The sequence below is a fragment of the Pectobacterium fontis genome (assembly GCF_000803215.1).
Taxonomy (GTDB): Bacteria; Pseudomonadota; Gammaproteobacteria; order Enterobacterales; family Enterobacteriaceae; genus Pectobacterium; species Pectobacterium fontis.
On sequence record NZ_JSXC01000018.1, the window covers coordinates 1 to 22,504 of the forward strand.

General features: G+C 51.5%; 22 protein-coding genes and 1 other annotated feature. Of the genes, 16 read left to right on the plus strand and 6 right to left on the minus strand.

What is annotated here, in order from left to right; all coding sequences use genetic code 11:
• From OI69_RS06250 to OI69_RS06280, 7 genes are all read left to right on the plus strand, one after another.
• The coding region (locus tag OI69_RS06250) for a transketolase-like TK C-terminal-containing protein (RefSeq protein ID WP_039347519.1) at positions 1–444 on the plus strand (444 nt) is incomplete at its 5' end.
• A gap of 426 nt (positions 445–870) precedes the next feature.
• A complete protein-coding gene (gene epd / locus OI69_RS06255; RefSeq protein WP_039347522.1) occupies positions 871–1,887 on the plus strand; it encodes an erythrose-4-phosphate dehydrogenase in 1,017 nt (338 codons plus the stop codon).
• Positions 1,888–1,959: 72 nt separating this feature from the next.
• Positions 1,960–3,123 (plus strand): phosphoglycerate kinase, encoded by a 1,164-nt coding sequence (gene pgk, locus OI69_RS06260; RefSeq protein WP_039347525.1) that lies wholly within the window; start codon positions 1,960–1,962, stop codon positions 3,121–3,123.
• 123 nt (positions 3,124–3,246) lie between these two features.
• Positions 3,247–4,323: a class II fructose-bisphosphate aldolase gene (fbaA, locus tag OI69_RS06265; protein ID WP_039347528.1), complete on the plus strand. Its 1,077-nt coding sequence runs from the start codon at positions 3,247–3,249 to the stop codon at positions 4,321–4,323.
• 126 nt (positions 4,324–4,449) lie between these two features.
• Positions 4,450–5,310, plus strand: coding sequence for a small-conductance mechanosensitive channel MscS (mscS, locus tag OI69_RS06270; protein ID WP_039347531.1), 861 nt, complete (start codon positions 4,450–4,452; stop codon positions 5,308–5,310).
• Positions 5,311–5,515: 205 nt separating this feature from the next.
• Entirely contained in the window at positions 5,516–6,130 is a 615-nt protein-coding gene (gene argO, locus OI69_RS06275; RefSeq protein WP_039347534.1) for an arginine exporter ArgO, read from the plus strand.
• A gap of 185 nt (positions 6,131–6,315) precedes the next feature.
• A complete protein-coding gene (locus OI69_RS06280) occupies positions 6,316–7,041 on the plus strand; it encodes an oxidative stress defense protein (protein WP_039347537.1) in 726 nt (241 codons plus the stop codon).
• Between the two features lie 65 nt (positions 7,042–7,106).
• Here OI69_RS06280 and OI69_RS06285 read toward each other — a convergent pair whose 3' ends face one another.
• Entirely contained in the window at positions 7,107–8,000 is an 894-nt protein-coding gene (locus OI69_RS06285; protein ID WP_039347540.1) for a LysR family transcriptional regulator ArgP, read from the minus strand.
• A 225-nt stretch (positions 8,001–8,225) separates the two neighbouring features.
• Between OI69_RS06285 and rpiA the strand changes: the two genes are divergently transcribed.
• On the plus strand, positions 8,226–8,885 hold the full coding sequence (rpiA, locus tag OI69_RS06290) for a ribose-5-phosphate isomerase RpiA (protein ID WP_039347827.1): 660 nt from the start codon (positions 8,226–8,228) through the stop codon (positions 8,883–8,885).
• Between the two features lie 294 nt (positions 8,886–9,179).
• Entirely contained in the window at positions 9,180–10,412 is a 1,233-nt protein-coding gene (serA, locus tag OI69_RS06295) for a phosphoglycerate dehydrogenase (protein WP_039347544.1), read from the plus strand.
• Positions 10,413–10,451: 39 nt separating this feature from the next.
• Here serA and OI69_RS19785 read toward each other — a convergent pair whose 3' ends face one another.
• Entirely contained in the window at positions 10,452–10,592 is a 141-nt protein-coding gene (locus OI69_RS19785) for a hypothetical protein (protein ID WP_154715523.1), read from the minus strand.
• Positions 10,593–10,935: 343 nt separating this feature from the next.
• On the opposite strand from OI69_RS19785, the gene OI69_RS06300 reads away from it, so the two are divergent.
• Positions 10,936–12,639, plus strand: a complete 1,704-nt coding sequence (locus OI69_RS06300) for a methyl-accepting chemotaxis protein (RefSeq protein WP_039347546.1) — start codon at positions 10,936–10,938, stop codon at positions 12,637–12,639.
• A 73-nt stretch (positions 12,640–12,712) separates the two neighbouring features.
• On the opposite strand, the gene ettA is transcribed toward OI69_RS06300, so the two are convergent.
• The gene (ettA, locus tag OI69_RS06305) at positions 12,713–14,380 is read right to left on the minus strand and encodes an energy-dependent translational throttle protein EttA (protein ID WP_072034264.1); all 1,668 of its coding nucleotides are present in this window, start codon (positions 14,378–14,380) and stop codon (positions 12,713–12,715) included.
• A 347-nt stretch (positions 14,381–14,727) separates the two neighbouring features.
• On the opposite strand from ettA, the gene sltY reads away from it, so the two are divergent.
• Both sltY and trpR read left to right on the plus strand, forming a co-directional pair.
• Positions 14,728–16,653 (plus strand): murein transglycosylase, encoded by a 1,926-nt coding sequence (gene sltY, locus OI69_RS06310; protein ID WP_407668740.1) that lies wholly within the window; start codon positions 14,728–14,730, stop codon positions 16,651–16,653.
• 72 nt (positions 16,654–16,725) lie between these two features.
• A complete protein-coding gene (gene trpR / locus OI69_RS06315; RefSeq protein WP_039347552.1) occupies positions 16,726–17,073 on the plus strand; it encodes a trp operon repressor in 348 nt (115 codons plus the stop codon).
• A gap of 3 nt (positions 17,074–17,076) precedes the next feature.
• On the opposite strand, the gene yjjX is transcribed toward trpR, so the two are convergent.
• The gene (gene yjjX / locus OI69_RS06320) at positions 17,077–17,616 is read right to left on the minus strand and encodes an inosine/xanthosine triphosphatase (RefSeq protein ID WP_039347555.1); all 540 of its coding nucleotides are present in this window, start codon (positions 17,614–17,616) and stop codon (positions 17,077–17,079) included.
• A gap of 50 nt (positions 17,617–17,666) precedes the next feature.
• Between yjjX and gpmB the strand changes: the two genes are divergently transcribed.
• Entirely contained in the window at positions 17,667–18,317 is a 651-nt protein-coding gene (gpmB, locus tag OI69_RS06325) for a 2,3-diphosphoglycerate-dependent phosphoglycerate mutase GpmB (RefSeq protein WP_039347558.1), read from the plus strand.
• Here the strand turns inward: gpmB and robA are convergent.
• Entirely contained in the window at positions 18,306–19,193 is an 888-nt protein-coding gene (gene robA / locus OI69_RS06330; RefSeq protein WP_039347561.1) for an MDR efflux pump AcrAB transcriptional activator RobA, read from the minus strand. The genes gpmB and robA overlap by 12 nt on opposite strands.
• A 205-nt stretch (positions 19,194–19,398) precedes the next feature.
• On the opposite strand from robA, the gene creA reads away from it, so the two are divergent.
• Complete coding sequence (creA, locus tag OI69_RS06335; RefSeq protein WP_039347564.1) at positions 19,399–19,881, plus strand: protein CreA; 483 nt, start codon at positions 19,399–19,401, stop codon at positions 19,879–19,881.
• 56 nt (positions 19,882–19,937) lie between these two features.
• On the opposite strand, the gene arcA is transcribed toward creA, so the two are convergent.
• Positions 19,938–20,654, minus strand: coding sequence for a two-component system response regulator ArcA (gene arcA, locus OI69_RS06340; RefSeq protein WP_039347567.1), 717 nt, complete (start codon positions 20,652–20,654; stop codon positions 19,938–19,940).
• 739 nt (positions 20,655–21,393) lie between these two features.
• Here arcA and OI69_RS06345 point away from each other — a divergent pair.
• A complete protein-coding gene (locus OI69_RS06345) occupies positions 21,394–22,080 on the plus strand; it encodes a tRNA/rRNA methyltransferase (protein WP_039347570.1) in 687 nt (228 codons plus the stop codon).
• Between the two features lie 211 nt (positions 22,081–22,291).
• Positions 22,292–22,360, plus strand: coding sequence for a thr operon leader peptide (thrL, locus tag OI69_RS20395; protein ID WP_014916714.1), 69 nt, complete (start codon positions 22,292–22,294; stop codon positions 22,358–22,360).
• Positions 22,299–22,414 (plus strand) — a sequence feature (Thr leader region). Its footprint overlaps the gene before it by 62 nt.
• Positions 22,415–22,504: the final 90 nt, after the last annotated feature.

Consider the following 22,504-nt stretch of genomic DNA (forward strand, 5'->3'; position numbering starts at 1 on the left):
CTGTCGCGTCAGAATCTGGCACAGCACCCTCGTACTGCTGAACAACTGGCGAACGTGGCGAAAGGCGGCTACGTGTTGAAAGACAGCGACGGTCAGCCGGAACTGATTCTGATTGCCACGGGTTCAGAAGTGGAGCTGGCTGTCGGTGCGTATGACAAACTGACTGCGGCGGGTCGCAAGGTGCGCGTGGTGTCCATGCCGTCCACGGATGCGTTCGACAAGCAGGATGCGGCGTACCGAGAAGCGGTGCTGCCGAAGGCGGTATCGGCGCGCGTGGCGATTGAAGCGGGGATTGCCGACTACTGGTTCAAATACGTTGGTCTGAACGGCGCGATTGTCGGCATGACGAGCTTTGGTGAATCTGCTCCGGCGGAGTTGCTGTTCGAAGCGTTTGGCTTCACCGTCGATAACGTGGTGGAAAAAGCGTTGGCGCTGTTGAAGTAATCACATCGCGTTAAACCTAAGATAAGCCGTCAGCTAATACTGGTAATAGCTGTTCACTTAAGCGTGGATTTAGGGGGAAACACGGTGATGAGGTTCCCGCAGGGATACCTCGCACCGTGTTTCCCCCGGTCTTAAACGATCGGCATTATTAGCTAATACTGGCGGCTTTTTTGTCTTCCCTTTCCCCCACTTCCTGATGCGCGTTGTCTGCCCCCGCCAGCGCTTTTTCATTTTTATGACGCAGGTCACTCTTCTGGTGTGTGCCAGACGAGAATATTTCTTTTATACATTAATTCGTTTATTCTAGCTGAAGCGTTTCAGTTGTTGTGCTGACGGCGTTTTGTCAGGGGTTCTCTGGTGTCTAAGAAGAGTATATTCTATGTGCTGGGTATACTTACCATGACATAAGGAACCACAAGGGACGCCATGACGATCCGTATTGCGATAAACGGTTTTGGCCGTATAGGCCGCAGTGTTTTACGTGCGTTGTATGAATCAGGCCGCCGCGCTGAGATTGCCGTTGTGGCGATTAACGAGCTGGCGAACGCGGAAGGTATGGCGCATTTGCTCAAGTACGATTCCAGCCATGGACGTTTTGCGTGGGATGTGCGTCAGGAATGCGATCAGCTTTATGTTGGTGATGATAGTATTCGCTTGTTGCATCAGGCAGAAATACCGCACTTGCCCTGGCGAGAACTCGGTGTTGATATCGTACTGGATTGCAGCGGTGTCTACGGTAGCCGGGAAGATGGAGAAGCCCATCTGGCGGCAGGCGCGAAGAAAGTGTTGTTTTCTCATCCAGGCACGGCGGATCTGGATGCGACGGTGGTGTTTGGCGTCAATCACCAGCAGTTGGAAAGCGGGCATCGTATTGTTTCCAATGCATCCTGTACGACTAACTGCATTATTCCGGTGATCAAACTGTTGGATGATGCTTTCGGTATCGAGAATGGGACGGTAACGACCATCCACTCATCGATGAACGATCAACCGGTGATCGATGCTTATCATCACGATCTGCGGCGTACCCGAGCCGCAAGTCAGTCGATCATCCCGGTCGATACCAAACTGTCGGCGGGGATCACCCGTATTTTTCCGCAGTTTGTCGATCGTTTTGAGGCGATATCGGTGCGGGTGCCGACGATTAACGTCACGGCAATTGACCTGAGCGTTAGCGTCAGGAAAGCCGTAAACGTGAATGAAATTAACGCACTATTGCAAAAATCAGCGCATGAGTCGTTTCGTGGTATAGTTGATTATACTGAATTGCCATTGGTGTCGGCTGATTTTAACCACGATCCGCACAGTGCCATTGTTGACGGTACGCAGACACGGGTCAGTGGTCAGCATCTGATTAAAACATTGGTCTGGTGCGATAACGAATGGGGCTTTGCCAATCGGATGTTGGATACCACGCGTGCGATGGCAGCCTGCGGTTTCTAGTACGACGGTGGCGATCAGGGGTCGCTATCTCGCTCAAGCAACTTTAAAAGAGAATCAACAAGAGGATTCACCATGTCTGTAATTAAGATGACCGATCTGGATCTGGCTGGTAAACGTGTTCTTATTCGTGCGGATCTGAACGTTCCAGTAAAAGAAGGGAAAGTGACGTCTGATGCGCGCATCCGTGCCTCTCTGCCGACCATCGAAATCGCGTTGAAACAAGGCGCTCGCGTTATGGTCACTTCCCACCTGGGACGCCCGACCGAAGGCGAGTATAACGAAGAATTTTCTCTGCTGCCTGTTGTTAACTACCTGAAAGAGAAACTCTCTTCTCCTGTGCGTCTGGCGAAAGATTATCTGGACGGTGTTGATGTCGCTGAAGGCGAACTGGTTGTGCTGGAAAACGTTCGCTTTAACAAAGGCGAGAAGAAAGACGACGAAGTGCTATCCAAAAAATACGCGGCACTGTGTGATGTGTTCGTGATGGACGCTTTTGGTACGGCACACCGTGCGCAGGCGTCAACTCACGGTGTAGGTAAATTTGCGCCTATCGCTTGTGCGGGTCCGTTGCTGTCTGATGAGCTGGAAGCGCTGGGTAAAGCATTGAGCCAACCAGCACGTCCGATGGTGGCGATTGTCGGCGGTTCTAAAGTCTCCACTAAGCTGACCGTACTGGATTCCCTGTCTAAAATTGCTGACCAACTGATTGTGGGCGGTGGTATTGCGAATACCTTCGTTGCCGCACAAGGCCACAACGTGGGTAAATCCCTGTACGAAGCCGATCTGATTCCTGAAGCGAAAAAACTGCTGGAAACCTGCGATATTCCTGTACCAAGCGATGTGCGAGTAGCGTCAGAATTCTCTGAAACGGCAGCCGCAACGCTGAAGTCTGTTACGGCAATCAAAGACGAAGAGCAGATTCTGGATCTGGGTGATGTTTCCGCTGAGCGTCTGGCTGAGATTCTGAAGAATGCCAAGACTATCCTGTGGAATGGCCCGGTTGGCGTCTTCGAATTCCCGAATTTCCGTAAAGGAACCGAGACGATTGCTCGTGCAATCGCAGATAGCGAAGCATTCTCTATCGCAGGCGGCGGCGATACGCTGGCGGCGATCGATCTATTTGGTATTGCAGATAAAATCTCCTACATTTCTACCGGTGGTGGTGCATTCCTCGAATTCGTCGAAGGGAAAAAACTGCCAGCAGTAGTGATGCTGGAAGAACGCGCCAAGCAGTAATTTAAGGTAAGGGAATTTTTTCCCTTTCCTAATGGTTGCCTCGATATGTGGTGTTGGGGCAACCTGTCGATTCAATATCGATTTCTCTAACCCCTCCACGGCCAACGAAACGGGACACGTAACATGTCTAAAATTTTTGATTTCGTAAAACCCGGTGTCATCACTGGTGATGACGTTCAGAAAGTTTTCGCAGTAGCAAAAGAAAACCAATTCGCTTTGCCAGCAGTGAACTGTGTCGGTACCGACTCAATCAATGCTGTGTTGGAAGCCGCAGCCAAAGTACGCGCGCCGGTCATCGTTCAGTTCTCTAATGGTGGTGCAGCATTCACCGCCGGTAAAGGTCTGAAAGCAGAAGGCCAGCAGGCGGCAATTTTGGGTGCGATTTCTGGCGCTCATCATGTGCATCAAATGGCTGAGCACTACGGTATTCCAGTAATTTTGCACACTGACCACTGTGCTAAGAAACTGCTGCCGTGGATCGATGGTCTGCTGGACGCCGGTGAAAAGCACTTCGCAGCGACGGGCAAACCTCTGTTCTCTTCTCACATGATTGACCTGTCTGAAGAGTCTCTGGAAGAGAACATTGAAATCTGCTCTAAGTATTTGGCACGTATGGCCAAAATCGACATGACGCTGGAAATCGAACTGGGTTGTACCGGTGGTGAAGAAGACGGTGTGGATAATAGCCACATGGACGCTTCTGCGCTGTACACCCAACCAGAAGACGTTGACTACGCGTACACCAAACTGAACGCGATCAGCCCACGTTTCACCATCGCCGCCTCTTTTGGTAACGTACATGGCGTCTACAAGCCAGGTAACGTGAAGCTGACCCCGACCATCCTGCGTGATTCTCAGGAATATGTTTCTAAGAAACATAACCTGCCACACAACAGCCTGGACTTCGTGTTCCACGGTGGTTCCGGCTCCAGCGCGCAGGAAATCAAAGATTCTGTCAGCTACGGTGTAGTGAAAATGAACATCGATACCGACACCCAGTGGGCAACGTGGGAAGGTATCCTGAAATACTACAAAGATAACGAAGCCTATCTGCAAGGCCAGTTGGGTAACCCGAAAGGCGACGATCAGCCGAACAAGAAATACTATGACCCGCGTGTGTGGCTGCGTTCCGCTCAGGCGAGCATGGTGACCCGTCTGGAACAAGCCTTCAAAGAGCTTAATGCGGTTGATGTACTGTAAGTAAGACGATGTATATGGGTTTGATGCTAAGGCTCCTACGGGAGCCTTAATTTTTGGGTAGTAGTGTTGCGGTTTACGTTACTGACGTTATGCTTTGCCAGTGATTAAGAAAACAGGAGCTTTTAAATGGAAGAACTTAATACGAGTTTGGATCAAGCAGGGGACTGGTTGGTGACGCACCAGGACTTGTTGTTGCAGTATGCCGTGAATGTGGTGGCAGCCGTTGTGATCCTCATCGTTGGTCTGGTGATCGCACGGATCGTTTCCGGCACCCTCAACAAATTGATGATTGCCCGCGCTATCGATTCGACCGTGGCTGATTTCCTGTCTGCGCTGGTGCGCTATGGCATTATCGCCTTCACGTTGATTGCAGTATTGAGCCGGGTGGGCGTGCAGACGGCCTCGGTGATTGCCGTGATGGGTGCGGCAGGTTTGGCGGTTGGTCTGGCATTGCAGGGGTCGTTAGCGAACTTTGCCGCGGGCGTTTTGCTGGTGATTTTCCGGCCTTTCCGTACCGGTGAATGGGTCGATTTGGGTGGGGTGGCTGGTTCAGTCACGCAAGTGCAGATCTTCTCGACGACGCTGCGCACGGCGGATGGAAAAATCATCGTGGTGCCAAATGGCAAGATCATCGCAGGCAACATCATCAACAGTTCGCGCGAACCGGATCGCCGTACCGACATTACCGTTAGCGTGGCCTACGATGCCGATATCGATGTAGTGAAAAAACTGCTGGGCGATATCGTTGCTGCTGACGATCGTATCCAGCACGATAAAGGCGTCACCATTCGTCTGAATGAAATGGCCGCGTCATCGCTGAATTTTGTCGTATGGGTATGGACGACCAACGGCAACGCCCAGGCGGTGTACTGGGATCTGTTAGAAAGCTTTAAGCGCGTGCTGGATGAACACCGTATCGGCATTCCTTATCCGCAGATGGACGTACACCTGCATAGCGTACCATCCACAGCGAAACAGCCAGAATAAACCCGCTGATATAATCCGCTTCACATGCGCCATGTTCCGATATCGGCATGGTGCATGGTCAGACATCGCCCTTTCATCGTGTGTTTCCTTCCTTAAATTCAGCACATTAGCGTAGCTAATGCAGCGTTAGAATATTCAATTTCACTTCTTTAATCGGCTTTCATACACTCCCCCGCGGTAACAACCAACGGTACAGGAGAGCAGGATGTGGGCGGTGTATTTACAGGGCGTTCTGTTAGGGGCAGCGATGATTTTGCCGCTGGGGCCACAGAATGCGTTTGTGATGAATCAGGGAATTCGTCGGCAGTATCACCTGATGGTGGCGTTGTTATGTTCCTTGAGCGATGTGGTGTTGATTACGGCAGGCATTTTTGGCGGTAGTGCGTTGCTCAGTCAGTCTTCTCTGCTCCTGGGGGCGGTGACTTGGGGCGGCGTTGCGTTTCTACTCTGGTTCGGCTGGGGAGCGATGAAAACGGTCTTTAGCAAAAATATCACGCTAGCCAGCGCCGAGGTGATGAAACAAAGCCGCTGGCGGATTATCGTGACCATGCTGGCGGTGACCTGGCTGAATCCACATGTCTATCTGGATACCTTTGTGGTGCTAGGGAGTCTGGGAAGCCAGTTTGCGGATGATGAACGAAGTTGGTTTGCGTTGGGAACGGTGACGGCTTCCTTTACCTGGTTCTTTGCACTGGCGCTTTTGGCCGCCTGGCTGGCACCGTGGCTGAATACGCCGAGGGTACAGCGGGGGATTAACGTTTTTGTCGGCGTGGTGATGTGGGGGATTGCCCTGCAACTGGTACACCACGGTTGGAAATAAATGACACCGCCTTACGTTAAGTTTCAGAAATTCACCTATATTTTGTGGCGTTGGTAATGCGTTATGCTGGTGGATAAAGTGATCCGTCTTGCCTCTATTCTGGAGGATTCCGTGTTGGCACAGACAATCTGCCAGAGGCATGCGTGACGAAACATAAATAAGGAGAGAGCGTGAAACGAGGTTTGATGAAGCTAAATGCTTTGGCGCTGGCCGCCGCTGTTGGATTCGGCGGTGTGTCAATGGCAGTGCAGGCCGCGGAACTGCCAGATGGCCCGCATATCGTAACGTCTGGCACATCCAGCGTAGACGCGATCCCCGATATTGCGCGTCTGGCGATTGAAGTGAGTGTGTCATCGAAAGATGCAGCGGAAGCAAAAAAACAGGTCGATGCCCGCGTTGCACAATACTTTGATTTTTTAGGTAAAAATGGCATTGAGAAAAAAGATATTAATGCCGCCAATTTACGCACCCAGCCTGAATATGACTATCTGAAAACGGGTGGGTCGGTGCTGAAGGGCTATCGTGCCGTACGTCAGGTTGAAGTGACGTTGCGTCAATTAGATAAGCTGAATGAACTGCTGGATGGTGCGCTGAAATCGGGGCTGAATGAGATCCGCACGGTGGAATTAGGCGTTGCTAACCCGGAAAGCTACCGTGATGAAGCGCGTAAGAAAGCGATAGAGCAGGCGACGAGTCAGGCTGCATCGCTGGCACAGGGCTTCAATGCTAAGCTGGGGCCGATTTACAGCGTGCGCTACCATGTTGCCAACTACCAGCCGATGCCGATGGCGCGGATGTTTAAAACGGCAGATGCGGCGGTACAAACCGAAGCGGCGCAAACCTATGAGCAACAAACCATTCACTTTGACGATCAGGTGGATGTGGTGTTTGAGCTGGTACGTACGCCGTAACAGTCGAACTCACTCATTGATAACACCATCAGGCCTGTGCAAACAGGCCTGATCATTTTAGGGAGTCATGATTGCCGCAGTACCTGATGACCGTGCGCGAGCAGGGCGTCGGTGACTTTCCTCATCATCCGGCTTTCCGGCGCGAAGCGGTGCCAGTAGAGCATCCGGCGCTGAAACAATCCCGGCGTCAGGTCGACTAATTCGTTGTTGGCCAGTTCCCTCTCGATTTGCAGATGGGGGATCATGCAGCAGGTCGTGCCTTGTCGTGCCAGTTGTACAAACGCTTCCGACGAATTGACGATATGGCAGGGAACGCTGCCCGGCGATAAATCAAAGTTCTGCTGTAAAAAAGCCTGATGCATATCATCCAGATGGTCGAAAGCGACGGCTGGCGCACGCAGCAAGGCCGAACGCGTCACGCCATTGGGAAAATAGCGGGCGGCAAAGCTCGGTGAGGCGACGAACAGATAATCCAGCGCGCCCAGTTTATCCACCAGACAGCTTGGTAGCGGCTGAGACTGAATACTCACCGCACCCACCACTTCACCCCGGCGTAGCCTTTCCTGCGTGCGCGTTTCGTCTTCTACCTGCAAATTAAGGCGAATCGGTGAATCGACCAGAACCGGTTGTAGTGCGGGTAGCAGCCAAGTTGCCAGACTGTCGGCGTTCACCGCCAGTGACAGCAGCAGCGGGATATCGCTGTTGGTTTCATTGCCCAGCCACTCTTCTTCCAGCAATTCTACCTGATGCAGCAACGCCAGCAGTTTCTGCCCTTGTTCCGTCGGACGGGGGGGGATAGTTCTGACTAATAGCGGCTGGCCGAACAGATTTTCTAACTGCTTGATACGTTGCGATACGGCAGATTGAGTGATACACAACTTTTGGGCCGCGCGTTCAAAACCACGCTCGCGGATGACGGCATCCAGAGCCTGAAGCGTTCGATAGTCCGGGCGTTTCATGAAAATCAAAGTCCTCTGAATGAGCCTGTTTTTTTCACTATGCCACATTTTGCTGATTTGCCATGCAGAAATCTTATTTTGGTTATTGTGCGCCTTCACGATTCAGCATGGCATACATGAAATAATACCTTGGCGGAGAGATGAATTTACACGCTTTCCCCAATCGGCATGTTCTATAATACGCACACGTTTTCGTATCTCGATTCTACAGGCCAGAAGCAGATTATGACGCAAGATGAACTGAAAAAAGCAGTGGGGTGGGCCGCGCTCGACTACGTTCGCCCTGACACCATTGTGGGAGTAGGCACCGGATCGACGGCAGCACACTTTATTGATGCGCTAGGTTCGATAAAACATCAAATCAAAGGCGCCGTTTCCAGTTCGGATGCCTCAACAGAAAAGTTAAAAAGTCTGGGTATCCCTGTTTTTGACGCCAATGAGGTCGATTCATTGGATGTCTATGTAGACGGCGCGGATGAAATCAACGGGCACATGCAGATGATCAAAGGCGGTGGCGCGGCGCTGACCCGTGAAAAAATCATTTCGGCCTTGTCACGCCAGTTCATTTGCATTGTGGATGCATCAAAGCAGGTTGATGTTCTGGGTACATTCCCGTTGCCGGTCGAAGTCATTCCGATGGCGCGGTCTTATGTTGCGCGTGAACTGGCGAAACTGGGCGGGCAGCCGGTATATCGTCAGGGCGTGGTGACGGATAATGGCAATGTCATTCTGGACGTGCATAATCTGAATATCATGAATGCGGTCGAGGTAGAAAACCACATTAATGGCATCCCTGGTGTCGTGACCGTGGGGTTGTTCGCCAATCGTGGCGCCGATGTGGCGTTAGTCGGCACCGCTGAGGGTGTAAAAACCATCGCTAAATGAGTACGTGATGATTCTGGCGTGGCGAACGTCCACGTCAGAAATTTTTTAGCTAAAAAAACCTATTGAGTTAATCGCTCATTTTTGGCACTTAATATCACATTTTCTTATTTTGTTTATCGCCGATATGGCGATGCACATCTTTGGCAATATTTTTTGCCATAAATCAGGTGCGCTGTCCTGTCGTGCGATTCGGGCGAAGCAATCGTTTGTATTGCTGACTGCGTAATTTTTGTTATGTTGGCAGAGGCTGTTTGGCACTCTGTCACATTTGAAGTCTGAAAATAAGGTCGGGAAATGGCAAAGGTATCACTGGAAAAAGACAAGATTAAGTTTCTGTTGGTGGAAGGCGTGCACCAGAGCGCGTTGGATAACCTGCGTGCAGCCGGTTACACCAACATTGAATTTCACAAGGGCGCACTGGATCCTGAGGCACTGAAAGCCTCCATCCGCGATGCGCATTTTGTGGGTATCCGCTCGCGTACCCATCTGACAGAAGAGATTTTTGCTGCGGCGGAAAAACTGATCGCGGTAGGGTGTTTCTGTATCGGGACTAATCAGGTTGAACTGTCGGCTGCGACTAAACGCGGTATCCCAGTGTTTAATGCGCCTTTTTCCAATACCCGATCTGTGGCAGAAATGGTGATCGGCGAAATGCTGCTGATGTTGCGCGGTATTCCGGCAGCGAACGCGAAAGCGCACCGTGGCATCTGGCACAAACTGGCGGTGGGTTCATTCGAAGCGCGCGGCAAAAAGCTGGGGATCATCGGTTACGGCCATATCGGTATGCAGTTAGGTATTCTGGCTGAAAGCCTGGGTATGCATGTTTACTTCTATGATATTGAAAGTAAATTGCCGCTGGGGAATGCTCAGCAGGTGCGCCATCTGTCCGACCTGCTGAATATGAGCGACGTGGTGAGTCTGCACGTACCGGAAAATGACAGCACGCAGAATATGATGGGGGCGGAAGAACTGGCGCTGATGAAGCCGGGTTCTATTCTGATTAACGCCGCTCGCGGTACAGTGGTTGATATTCCTGCACTGTGCGAAGCGTTGAGCAGTAAGCATCTGTCTGGCGCTGCGATTGACGTATTCCCACAAGAACCCGCAACCAACAGCGATCCGTTCCTGTCGCCGCTGTGTGAGTTTGACAACGTGCTGCTGACGCCGCATATCGGTGGCTCCACGCAGGAAGCGCAGGAGAATATCGGTGATGAAGTCGCCGGAAAACTGGCGAAATATTCAGACAACGGTTCTACGCTGTCTGCGGTGAATTTCCCTGAAGTATCGCTGCCTGTTCACGGGGCGCGTGCCAGCCGCTTGCTGCACATTCATGAAAACCGTCCTGGCATCATTACCAAAATTAACCAGATCTTTGCCGAGCAGGGCATTAACATTGCCGCACAGTATCTGCAAACCACTCCAGAAATCGGTTATGTGGTTATTGATGTCGAAACCGACGGCGCGCAAACGGCACTGCAACTGATGAAGGCGATTCCTGGCACCATCCGTGCCCGTCTGCTGTTCTGATGTTGTGCTAACCAGCTCCGTAAGGAGCTGGTTACTTTGTTACAACGCGATAGCGATCTTGTCGCGCATAGTCCCTTCCAGCACCTTATCGTGAGCCTGTTTCAGCGTATCTACCGTTAACCCTTGCCGCGTTTCGCTGACGGTTTCATGCCTCACCCCACTGCGTGACTTCGTGCACAAGGTTCCTTCCGCAATCTCCGTGGTGGTGAACATACTGCGGGTAAATATTAATGCCCAATGTAACACCGCGTTCTGAGTTTTAACGCCATCGGGTCAACCGTGTGGTGTATACGTTGTTTCATTTTTATTATGTTTTTCAAAATTTTATTGAAACATGGTTTCTGTCAATTTATTTTAGTTACGCTTTAGGCTTAAAATGCCGATAACAATTTCGGTTCCTTTTGATTTTTTATGAAAGGCATGTCTTGCGTGGCGTGATTGTCACAGTGATCTCTGGGCTCTGCCGTATCGCTAATGGCAGAGATAATGTATACCCGTGATGGTGAGAATGAGAATGCAATCGATGTCTATTAAAAAAGATAAGCTGAGTTATATTAATAACATACGTCTCGTTTCGTTATTTATTACTCTTTTTTCAATTATCCTGATTTTGTTTGCGCTTTCTATTGGCACCGCGAGCTATTTCTTAAAGCAGAGCAATGATTCACTGGATAAGGCAAATGAGTTATCTGATATCCGGGCCGGTATCAACAGTAGCCTCGATCAGCTACGTGTTGCCCGATTGCTGCTTATTCAGGCTGGCGCCGCAAACCGTATTAGCGATCATGAAGTATATAAAGCGGCGTTAGATCAGGCTATCGGTCGAGTCAAAGCCTCACAGAAGCGTTTAGATGATTATCTCGCGCGTCCAGATAAACTGGAGAGTGAAAAGGCGCTGGATGATGAAATTCTTAAGGAGTACACCAACTACCGTGATAACGCGATTTTGGCGATGCAGAAAGCCGCCAGTGACGGGGAGTTTGAAGATCTTATTGCGTTAGAAGGGTCACTGGCTCGCCAACTGGATGAAGCGTTTAGCGTTCCCGTGCGTAAGAAAGTGACTGAACTGACAAAAAACGCGCAGGATATTAATCTGCGGGCCGAACAGAACGCCACTCTCGGTTACTGGATGATGGCGGGTTCATTTGCTCTGTCTATCATTATGGCGATCATGGCGTACATGATAGTGCGTAATGTGATCCTGGCGCCCATCAACAGACTGGTTGAGCGTATCCAGAAGATCGCGGCAGGCGATTTGACGCAGCCGCCGATGGTGATGGGGCGTAATGAAATCGGTACTTTGGGCGAGAATATCCAAAATATGCAGACGGAACTGATCGATACGGTGACGATCGTGCGTGAAGGTGCGGATTCTATCTATCAAGGATCGTCAGAAATTACGGCGGGTAACGTCGATCTCTCTTCACGTACCGAGCAGCAGGCCTCGGCGTTGGAAGAAACTGCCGCGAGCATGGAACAACTGACTGCAACGGTGAAACAGAACTCAGACAATGCCCACCATGCCAGCCAGTTGGCGAAAAATGCTTCCGAAAAAGCGGAAAAGGGCGGGCAGATCGTGAAAAACGTGGTGGATACCATGCAGGATATTTCTACCAGTTCACGACGTATTTCCGAAATTACCTCTGTCATTAATAGTATTGCTTTCCAAACTAATATTTTGGCGCTGAATGCGGCGGTAGAAGCTGCGCGAGCGGGTGAGCAAGGGCGTGGTTTTGCTGTAGTGGCGGGGGAAGTCCGTAATCTGGCACAGCGCAGCGCACAGGCCGCGAAAGAGATTGAAGGGCTGATTGGCGAATCGAGTCGACTGGTGGATACGGGGTCTGGGCTGGTGTCTCAGGCAGGAACAACCATGGGTGAGATTGTCCGTGCTGTTATCAGTGTGACTGACATCATGGGGGAAATTGCGTCTGCTTCTGATGAGCAAAGCCGTGGTATCGGACAGGTCAGTCAGGCCGTGTCTGAAATGGATAGCGCGACGCAGCAAAATGCGGCGTTAGTACAGGAAGCCTCGGCAGCAGCCGTTTCACTGGAAGAGCAGGCTGCACGTTTGACGCAGGCTGTCGCGGTATTCAAACTGGCGGGTGTGGCTCAGAAGCTGAAAGCGTCATTGCCGAAGGCGGTGGCGCAGCCGCAGCCGCGTTTATCGCCAGCGATGGCGGGAACCAGCAGTAAAGGCAGTGATAATCAAAACTGGGAAACGTTCTGATTCCCGTTAAATGAAGCATGATGAGAAAATGGCCCGCGTTGCGGGCCATTCGTTGATGACGTCTGGTGACGGCTTATTTAGCGATCTTCTTGTATTTAATGCGGTGGGGTTCCAGAGCGTCAGCGCCCAGCGTGCGCTTCTTGTACTCTTCGTATTCGGTAAAGTTACCTTCGAAGAATTCCACTTTACCTTCATCCTGATAATCCAGAATGTGCGTCGCGATACGGTCGAGGAACCAACGGTCATGCGAGATCACCATGGCACAGCCAGGGAATTCCAGCAGGGCGTTTTCCAGCGCACGCAGGGTTTCGATATCCAGGTCGTTGGTGGGTTCATCGAGCAGCAGCACGTTGCCGCCGACCTGCAACAGTTTCGCCAGATGCAGACGACCGCGCTCACCACCGGACAGTTCACCCACCCGTTTACCTTGATCAACCCCTTTGAAGTTGAAACGGCCAACGTAGGCACGGCTTGGCATTTCAGTGTTGCCGATACGCATGATGTCCTGCCCGCCGGACACTTCTTCCCAGACGGTTTTGCTGTTGTCCATCGCATCACGGAACTGGTCAACTGACGCCAGTTTCACGGTTTCACCCAGCTCAATTGTGCCGCCATCGGGCTGTTCCTGACCGGACATCATGCGGAACAGGGTTGATTTACCGGCACCGTTCGGGCCGATAATGCCGACAATGGCCCCTTTCGGTACGGAGAAAGAAAGTCCGTCGATAAGCTGGCGTTCACCGTAAGATTTGCTCAGGTTGGTGACTTCCACCACTTTATCGCCAAGGCGGGCACCTGGTGGAATAAACAGTTCGTTGGTTTCGTTACGTTTCTGGTATTCCGTGCTGTTCAACTCTTCAAAGCGTGCCAGACGAGCCTTACCTTTGGACTGACGCCCTTTCGTACCCTGGCGCACCCACTCCAGCTCTTTCTCAATCGATTTACGGCGTGCCGCTTCCTGAGACGCTTCCTGTGCCAGACGCTGATCTTTCTGCTCCAGCCAGGACGAGTAGTTGCCTTCCCACGGGATACCTTCACCGCGGTCCAGTTCCAGAATCCAGCCCGCCACGTTATCGAGGAAGTAACGGTCGTGGGTAATGGCTACCACGGTGCCCTCGAAGTCGTGCAGGAAGCGTTCCAGCCAGGCGACCGACTCGGCATCCAAGTGGTTAGTCGGTTCATCGAGCAGCAGCATGTCGGGTTTTTCCAGCAGCAGACGGCACAGCGCCACGCGGCGACGTTCTCCCCCGGACAGATTGGCGATCTTGGCATCCCACTCTGGCAGACGCAGCGCATCGGCGGCGCGCTCCAACTGGTTATTCAGGTTGTGACCGTCGTGTGCCTGAATGATTTCTTCCAGCTTGCCTTGTTCGGCGGCCAGTTTGTCGAAATCTGCATCCGGGTCGGCATACAGCGCATAGACTTCGTCCAGACGTTTTAACGCCGTCACGACTTCAGACACCGCTTCTTCCACGGATTCACGTACGGTGTGCTCCGTGTTTAACTGCGGCTCCTGCGGCAAATAGCCGATTTTGATGCCAGGTTGTGGGCGAGCTTCACCCTCGATGTCCGTATCAATGCCAGCCATAATACGCAGCAGCGTTGATTTACCGGCTCCGTTCAGACCCAGTACGCCGATCTTGGCACCGGGGAAAAAACTGAGGGAGATGTTTTTCAGAATATGACGCTTCGGTGGTACGACCTTACCGACGCGATGCATGGTATAAACATATTGAGCCACGTTGCGACTTCGCCTCTCTCTTATCTCTATAGTTCGTCACCCCAAGTGGGTGACCGTGTGTAGCACGGTTATACTTAATGCGGTCAGGGAAATGCTCTGGCCGCAGATCGATTATTCTAAGGATGGAGTGTAGCGGGTTTCAGCCTGCGATCCCAGCTATCCGGCGATTTGCCATCGCTAATCTGAGAGGTTGGCCCCGCCTGATGAATTTCAGAATCGGTTTGCGGATCGGCGTATCGTTGTCTGGCATGATGTGCCACACTGGATCTGCCCGCGATAGGATAGGGTATCGATACGATGAAGGATGCCGATAGCAAGTTCGATAACGGATGAGGTTAATGCAGGTGATGAAAGCAGGTCATGGGTGGTACGCCGTTGCGGCGCTGTGTCTGGCTGGGATTTCCGGTCATGTGTTGGCGGATTCTCTGGATGAACAACGTCAACGCTATCAACAGGTTAAGCAAGCATGGGACAGTAACCAAATGGACACCGTCGCGCAGTTGATGCCGACGCTGCGCAGTTACCCGCTTTATCCTTATCTTGAATACCGCTCGCTCACGCAGGATCTGAGTCAGGTTAGTGCGACGCAGGTGAGGCAGTTTATCGCGACGCACCCGACGTTGCCGCCCGCCCGTAACCTCACGACCAGCTTTGTGAATGAGCTGGCGCGCCGTCAGGACTGGATCGGGCTGCTGGCATTTAGCCCCCAGCCGCCGAAGCCAGTCAGCGCCCGTTGTAACTTTTATTACGCCCAGTGGGCAACCGGCCAGCGTCAGGGCGTGTGGGAAGCGACACGCGATATCTGGCTGACCGGACGCTCGCTTCCTACCGTGTGCGATAAACTCTTCTCCGTTTGGCAGCAGGCAGGCCAACAGACGCCGCTGACAACGCTGGAGCGCACGCGTCTGGCGATGGATGAAGGCAGCAGCAGTTTGGTGAACTATCTCGTCAAGCAGTTACCCGACGAGTATAAAACCATGGGTGATGCGCTGCTGAAACTGCAAAATGACCCCAATACGCTGGAAAGTTTTGCTCGTACCGTTGGGCCAACGGATTTCACCCGTAAAGTCACGCAGTCGGCCTTTACGCGCACGGCGCGTCAGGATGCCGATAATGCCCGTTCTATGCTGCCGGTCATTGTCCGTTTGCAAAAAATGAGCGCCGCAGATCGTCAGGAGATGGAAGAAACTATCGCCTGGCGTTTGATGGGCAACGATGCTACGCCAGAGCAAGCACAGTGGCGAGATGATGTGGTGCGTAAAAGCGCATCGATCACCTTGCTGGAACGTCGCGTACGCATAGCGTTGGGCGCAGGCGATCGTCAGGGGCTGACAAGCTGGATGGCACGTTTACCGGCAGAGGCGTTACAGAAAGATGAATGGCGCTACTGGCGCGCAGTGGTGTTGTTGGAGCAGGGGAAACGTCAGGACGGCGAGACACTGTTACGCAGTCTGATGCAGGAACGTGGCTTCTATCCTATGGCGGCTGCGCAGAAACTCAACGAGCGCTATCCGATTACGATCATGACGGCAGTGAAGCCGGATCCCGCGTTGTCTCAGTTACCGGAAGTTGCCCGTGTGCGGGAATTGATGTTCTGGCAGATGGATAACCTGGCGCGTAACGAATGGGTGGGGCTGGTGGCGAATCGTAGCAAGCCGCAGCAGGAAGCATTAGCTCGCTATGCGTTTGAGCAGCGCTGGGCTGATTTGAGCGTGCAGGCGACGATTGTCGCGAAGCTGTGGGATCATCTGGAAGAGCGTTTCCCGCTGGCCTGGAATGATGAATTCCGCCGTGAAACGCAGGGGAAAGAGATTAGCCAGAGCTATGCAATGGCGATCGCACGTCAGGAGAGCGCCTGGAACCCGAAAGCACGCTCCCCGGTTGGGGCATCGGGTTTGATGCAGTTGATGCCCGCGACGGCGCAGCATACGGCTAAAATGAGCAATATTACGTTTTACAATAATAGCAGCCAGTTGTTCGATCCCGAGACCAATATCCTGCTAGGAACGAACTATCTGGAGTACGTGTACCAGACATTTGGCCGTAACCGAATCCTGTCTTCTGCCGCTTATAATGCCGGGCCATCGCGAGTGAATACCTGGCTGAGGAACAGCGCAGGGCGTCTCGATCCTGTGGCGTTTATCGAAAGTATTCCGTTCTCGGAAACGCGGGGTTACGTGAAAAATGTGCTGGCCTATGACGTCTTCTACCGTTATTTCCTTAATCAGCCAGCCACGGTGCTGACGAATGCGGAATGGCAGCGGCGTTATTGAGGCGCGGTGTTGCGATAGTTGCCTGAAATTGTGTTATGCTACCGTACTAGTTAAATAGTATGGTAGCCCGTTATGACTCCATTATCGCTGATCGATCCGGCACTTTCTGAACAAGACAATGAGCACTGGTTACGCTTTGTCACGCTATTGCAGCAGTCTATTGCGGAGGATCTCCAACTGCCGCTGCTGCAATTGCTGCTCACACCGGATGAGCGTACCGCGTTGGGAACACGGATGCGCATTGTGCAGGAGTTAATGCGGGGTGAGATGAGCCAGCGTGAGCTGAAAAGCGAGCTAGGCGCGGGAATTGCCACGATTACGCGCGGTTCAAATAGTCTGAAAGCCGCGCCCCCTGCATTGAAAAGCTGGCTGGAAGCGCAGTTGCTGTCGGCAGATAAACCGTTGGATGATAATGCGTAACGGTTACGGTTTCGCTGTCTGAACGGGAATCTGATAGATCGGGTTATGAAATGGCACCAGCGCCAGCAGCAGCGCCTGATGATACACGCTGGTACGTGACAATTTGCCGTCGGTGAAGACGCCTATGGCACCCCCTTTATGTTTGATATTTTGAACGCCTGTTAAACGTTCCATTTCATCACCTAATTCCCGCCCTTCACGAATACCATGTAATATACTTTCTGGAAGGACCAGGCTTGCAGAGCGTGACTCGCCACGCAGGTGGGCATTTTCGATGACCATCCAGGCGAAAGTCATACTTTCTTCAATGCCGGCTTCGACACCGACCCAGAAATCGGCTTCTGGTCGTACCTGGCGTGCCATCATGACGCGGTTTCTGGCACCCGTACGGGTTTCGATAGAGCCGAGAGGCTGGCGTGGGACGCCACTATCGACGTCAACACCTTCGATGCGGCAGTTATCTGCACCAAAGACATCGGTGAATGCCAGCGTAATAGCCTTAATTTTTGCCGGGTTGGTAGTTGCAGCGACAACGTGATACATAACAGTTTCGTACCTTTAGTTAATTTGACGCAGTATAACGGAAAATAACCATGTTACAGGTATATCTTGTTCGCCACGGCGAAACAGAATGGAATGTGGCTCGACGTATTCAAGGTCAATCGGACAGTGCACTGACGCCAAGAGGTGAGCAACAGGCACAGCAGGCTGCTGAACGAATCAGGACGCTAGGGATTACGCATATTTTTACCAGCGATCTCGGAAGAACGCGCCAGACGGCAGAGATCATCGCTAAATCCTGTAGGGATTGCCAGATAATCCTGGATCCTGGACTACGTGAATTGAACATGGGCGTGCTGGAAGCTCGCGATTTGGATTCACTGACCGCCGAGGAAGAAGGGTGGCGTAAAAGGCTGGTGGATGGCACGCCCGATGGTCGCATCCCGGAAGGCGAATCGATGGGGGATGCTGCACTACGTATGCACGGCGTTCTGGAGCGTTGTCTGACATTACCCGCGGGCAGCCGTCCACTGCTGGTGAGCCACGGGATGGCGCTGGGGTGTCTGCTGAGTACGGTGCTGGGGTTACCCGCATCGGCTGAGCGGCGTCTGCGGCTGCGTAACTGTTCCTTATCACGCATTGACTATCAACACAGCCCGTGGCTGGCGCCGGGGTGGGTGGTGGAAACGGCCGGAGATATCTCTCATCTGGATATTCCGGCACTCGACGAGCTACAGCGCTGACAGCGGCTCAGCATACTGGATGGGGATAAAATACTCGCAGCGGATAGTCGTGGGTATTTCCTCGTCGCGATCGCGATCGTGATGGAAACGCTCGGCGTCGAACCCTTTGCGGCGCGTGAGCTGGAAGGTCGGCAAACAGGTGTCATACAGCGTGATAATAAAATCCTGCAACTCGTCTGTCGGCCCTTCAAACACAAACATGGCGTAATCGCCGCCCGGTAGCGTGATGGGTTCGCCGGTGTGGACATTATCCGGCAGATACTGTGGTTCCAGCGCGGTGGTGTAGAGCACCTCGTGTTCGTCGTCTTTCTCTTTGCTGGGACGTGAATGATGTAATCCGTAAAGCACGGGAGGGACGCTGCGGGTTTCTCCCAGAAACTGACGCCAGTAGTGGAGGCGAATTTCGGTACGGAAGTTAGAAATTTGCTCCAGGCGACAATTATAGGTTTGCGTTAGCCCAATTAACTGCGTTCCTGGTAAGACAACAAACTGCGGCTGTGGCAAGGAAAACTCACCGAGCCGGATCGGTGGATGAAGGCCAAAAGTATTCCAATTATCGGAACGACGGTAAGACGCTGGTGTTTTGGCAAACTGTTTTTTGAACGCGCGGGTAAAGGTTTGTTGTGAATCAAAGCGGTATTGCAAGGCAATATCAAGAATAGGGCGGCTAGTCAGACAAAGTGCAACGGCGGATTTGGTCAATCTCCGCGCTCGGATATATGAACCAATGGCATGGCCTGTGACATCTTTGAACATTCTTTGCAGATGCCACTTGGAATAGCCTGCTTTCGCCGCCACATTATCCAGTGATAACGGTTGATCGAGATGGCTTTCTAGCCAGTTAAGCAAGTCACGTATGATACTGGCTTGATCCATAATCTTCCCCATTAAACACATTGAGCGCGAACGTATTGAACTTCTGCATCATAGCAATATTTTCACTTTGGTACTGCCGAAGATTTTTGAAAATATTCCGCAGGTAATTTGGATAAGGAGGATTATCAAAGCTATTTATGTTGTACATCCTCTTTTCGATTAGGGTTATTAATTGTTTGTCATGAATTATCACAGAGCCTGAAATATGAACATAAAGCGAATCATGAGTGTGGGGCTGCTAATGCTGTCCTCTGTTGGCGTTGCTAATGCGGAAGAAGTTGGGTCGGTCGATACGGTCTTTAAACTGCTGGGGCCGGATCATAAGATCGTGGTGGAAGCGTTTGACGATCCTGATGTATCAAATGTGACCTGCTACATTAGCCGAGCCAAAACCGGTGGCATTAAAGGCGGGCTAGGGTTAGCGGAAGACACGTCGGATGCGGCGATTTCCTGCCAGCAGGTTGGGCCGATTACGCTGTCTGATAAAATTAAAAACGGCGGTACTCGTGGCTCTGTGGTCTTCCAGAAAAGAACATCGCTGGTCTTTAAGAAGTTACAGGTGGTGCGGTTTTACGATCAAAAGCGTAATTCGCTGATCTATCTTGCTTACTCTGATCGATTAGTCGATGGTTCGCCAAAAAATGCGCTAAGCGCGGTGCCAGTAATGCCGTGGGGAAAGAGTGAATAACATGCGCTAAGAAGGGAAAAACAGCCGGAACAGAAGCCTGTTCCGGCTGAGGGGCATTAATTTTCCAGATCGCCGCAGAAGCGGTAACCTTCGCCGTGGATTGTCGCGATGATTTCCGGCGTATCGGCGGTTGATTCAAAATGCTTACGGATACGACGGATAGTCACGTCAACAGTACGGTCGTGCGGCTTAAGTTCGCGGCCCGTCATTTTCTTCAACAACTCGGCACGAGACTGAATCTTGCCTGGGTTCTCGCAGAAGTGCAGCATCGCGCGGAATTCACTGCGCGGCAGCTTATATTGTTCGCCTGCTGGGCTAATCAGAGAGCGGCTGTTGATATCCAGTTCCCAGCCGTTGAAGCGATAGCTTTCTACCAGACGACGCTCTTCTGTTCCGCTGACCAGATTCATGGTACGTGACAGCAGGTTGCGTGCACGGATCGTCAATTCACGCGGATTGAATGGTTTGGTGATGTAGTCATCCGCACCGATTTCCAGACCGAGGATCTTATCGACTTCATTGTCGCGACCGGTGAGGAACATCAAGGCAACGGTGGCTTGTTCGCGCAGTTCGCGCGCCAGTAATAGACCATTTTTCCCAGGCAGGTTGATGTCCATAATCACCAAATTGATGTCATTTTCTGACAAAATGTGGTGCATTTCTGCGCCATCGGTGGCTTCGTGAACAACGTACCCTTCTGCCTCAAAAATACTTTTGAGGGTGTTACGGGTTACCAACTCGTCTTCAACAATAAGAATGTGCGGCGTCTGCATGTTTGCTACCTAAAATTGCCAACTTAAATTATAGAAATCGGAAGTACAGAAGTCGCTGTCATACCCTGCTGACTACAATGCCATTATCTGGGTATTCCTTGGAGCTTATCGAGGTAAACATACGCTCTCGCTCAACGTCAGACTCAAGTACATAAATGCGTTACTGGTGTTCATGCTCTACCCGCTTAGGGGTACTGCTAGTGGGTGAGCGTGGCGCTAATTTAACTGCGCTCAAAGTGGCGCACAGTTTAACCTTATTAACAGCAACATAACAGTAAGCACTGATTTTGCCTGCTGATAAATCTACGGTTCTGTTGACATATATCAAATTTCATTTTAGCACGTTAACTATTTTGTGATAAACACTTATAGGATTGCTAGTTTACGTCACAATTTAGCATTTTTTATGAACGATTTAGCATAGTAAATGCCAATAATCATAATTGACACTATACAGACACCAATGTTTTTATAACCTTCTGAAATTAAATGATTTACCTTGTTTTTTACGGTTTTTCTCCTCGTGCATTTTTTGGATTTACGGATGTTTCCTACCGAAGGTCGAGTTGATGCCAGAAGATTTGTTGGCTTATTGTTAATTTTTTCACTGTCGTTATCAACAAATGATGGTTATCAATAAATCGTAGCCAGCAATAAATCGTTATCGATTATAGGGTTGTGCTGTTTGGTGGCGAAATGCAGTAGCGTCAACACCTATGTAACCCATACTGAGGAGTTTATGTCGTTCCACATTATTTTGGTTGAGCCCGCTAGGGCAGAGAACGTAGGGGCGGCAGCCCGTGCGATGAAAACGATGGGATTCACCAGCTTACGTATTGTCGGTAGCACTGTGCATCAGGCACCTGAGGCCCGTTGGGTGGCACACGGTTCGGGGGATATTCTGGATAACGTACAAAGGTTTTCCACGTTGGCTGAAGCACTGGCGGATGTTGATTTTACCGTCGCGACGACCGCGCGCAGCCGCGCTAAATTTCGCTATTATTGCACGCCAGCCGAACTGACCGACGTGTTGCAGGAAAAGGTGCAATGGATGGCGTCTGCGGCGTTGGTGTTTGGTCGGGAAGATACTGGCCTGACGAATGAAGAACTTGAACTGGCCGATGTGTTGACTGGCGTGCCGATGAAAGCGGATTACCCTTCGCTGAATCTTGGTCAGGCGGTGATGGTGTACTGCTATCAACTGGCTGAACTCATGCAGGTCAAACCAGAAACCGCGCCGCCTGCGGCGGTAGGGCAACTGTCGGCGTTGCATGATCGGTTAGATCGGCTGTTGATCAACCTGGCCGTTGAGGATGATGAAAAGCTGCGCGACTGGCTGCATCAGCGTCTGGGACGTTTAGAGCAGCGCGACACGGCGATGCTCCATCGGTTGCTACACGATATCGAAAAAAAATTGTCGAAATAAGATAGCAGAGATGGCTTCTTTGCCAGTCGAACATTTTGATACGTGTATTTTGGCAATGCTTCATCCCGCTTATGACGATTTAGGCAGTGGGTTTAACGGGCAGTGTTTTTTGTTCGGCGAGAAGAAAAAAAAGAAATCCGTTGACTTCACAGGGCGATTGGCCTAACTAATAGGGCAGATAACTCTACTTCTAATGAGATTCGATTTTACCATGCGTACTATCAGCCTAATCACCACGATTATTACCATCACCGATACAACCAGTAACGGTGCGGGCTGACGCATATAAAGATTCCAGAAAAAGCCCGCACCGAACAGTGCGGGCTTTTTTTTTACGGCAGGTTATCCTTCAGCGCCGCCTGCAAGCGGCATACAAAAAACGCTTCCGGCGTTTGGTTGGCAGAAATTCAGGAGAACAGATAAA